Origin of the sequence: Clostridium sp. NSJ-49 (assembly GCF_014287725.1) — a bacterium.
Taxonomy (GTDB): Bacteria; Bacillota; Clostridia; order Clostridiales; family Clostridiaceae; genus Clostridium; species Clostridium disporicum_B.
The window spans coordinates 1-1358 of the sequence record NZ_JACOOP010000107.1; the positions used below are offsets into that span (position 1 = coordinate 1).

Here is a 1358-nt window from a genome sequence, read left to right on the forward strand (position 1 = left end):
ACACTGCTTACATTGATACTTTTGTTTAGCCTGCTTATTCATACCAAACTTGTATAGTTTATCAGAATTACAGCGTGGGCATTTTATATTAGTTTTGCTCATTGTTCTTCTCTCCTTTTTGAAGGGGGTATTATTTAGTATCGCAAACCTATTGTATTTCCTTGGGCTGAGAAGAGCAATGTTCATATAACTTAACAGATCGAATAATTGTATATGGAGGTAAATATGTTTTTGTATAGTGTTGAGAAAAATAAGTTAGAAGAGGTTAAAGAACAACCTTTTTCAAAGGAAATAGAGTTACATAAGTTATGTGAAGAAAACTTAGAAAGTTTATTTGGACTACAATATGTTAAAAGAGAGTTAGCGATAAATAATTTTAGAATAGATACATTAGCTTTTGATAAGAGTACAAGCTCTTTTGTAATAATTGAATATAAGAATACAAGGAACTTTAGTGTTATTGATCAGGGGTATGCATATCTTTCATTATTGGTTAATAATAAAGCTGACTTTATTTTAGAGTACAATGAAAATTGTGAGGAAATTCTTAAAAGAGATGATGTAGATTGGTCTCAATCAAGAGTAATATTTGTATCACCAGAGTTCAATAATTATCAAAAGGAGTCTATAAACTTTAGAGATTTACCTTTTGAGCTATGGGAAGTTAAAAGATTTAGCAATAATACAGTAAGTTTTAATCCAATAAAAGCATCTAAGAATACAGAATCAATAAAAGCGATAGCTACTACAAGTGAGATAGTTAAAGCTGTTAATAAAGAGGTTAGTGTAGTTACAGAAGAAGATCATTTAAACAACACTACAGAAGAATTAGCAGAATTATATAATCAGATAAAAGAGTACATATTAGCCTTAGATAGTGGAATTAGAGTTAGATATACTAAAGTATATATTGGATTTACATTAAATAATAAAAATATCATAGATATATTGCCAAGAAAGAAATCATTAAAGATTTGGTTAAACTGTAAGTGGGGGAATATAGATGATCCAAAGATGATTTTTAGAGATGTATCTAATATTGGTCATTTGGGTAACGGGGATTATGAGACTTCAATAAGTAATGATGAAGATATTGAATATATATTTAGCTTAATTAAACAGGTTTATAAATTTAAAAAGTAAGAAATTAACAAGAATAAAGAAGGGGCTGTCTCTGAAATGATTTTTAAAATCATTTCAGTAGACGGTCTTTTTATTTTTTATTCATATATTTATATGAAATTATTTCTAAATGAACAAGTTTTTTGACACGACAAATAGGAGGTTATAAACCTCCTATTCTCTGTAAAAATATACCTTTACGCTATTTTCTTTTCATGCAATAATATGCCATTTCT

At 27.8% G+C, this 1358-nt stretch carries 2 protein-coding genes; one reads left to right on the forward strand and one right to left on the reverse strand.

Annotation, left to right across the window (positions count from 1 at the left end):
* Nucleotides 1-102 (reverse strand): IS1 family transposase (locus H8S10_RS17825; RefSeq protein WP_347707662.1); only part of this gene is annotated, 102 nt, incomplete at its 3' end.
* Between the two features lie 123 nt (nt 103-225).
* Here H8S10_RS17825 and H8S10_RS17830 point away from each other — a divergent pair.
* On the forward strand, nt 226-1143 hold the full coding sequence (locus H8S10_RS17830; RefSeq protein ID WP_186839744.1) for a DUF5655 domain-containing protein: 918 nt from the start codon (nt 226-228) through the stop codon (nt 1141-1143).
* Nucleotides 1144-1358: the final 215 nt, after the last annotated feature.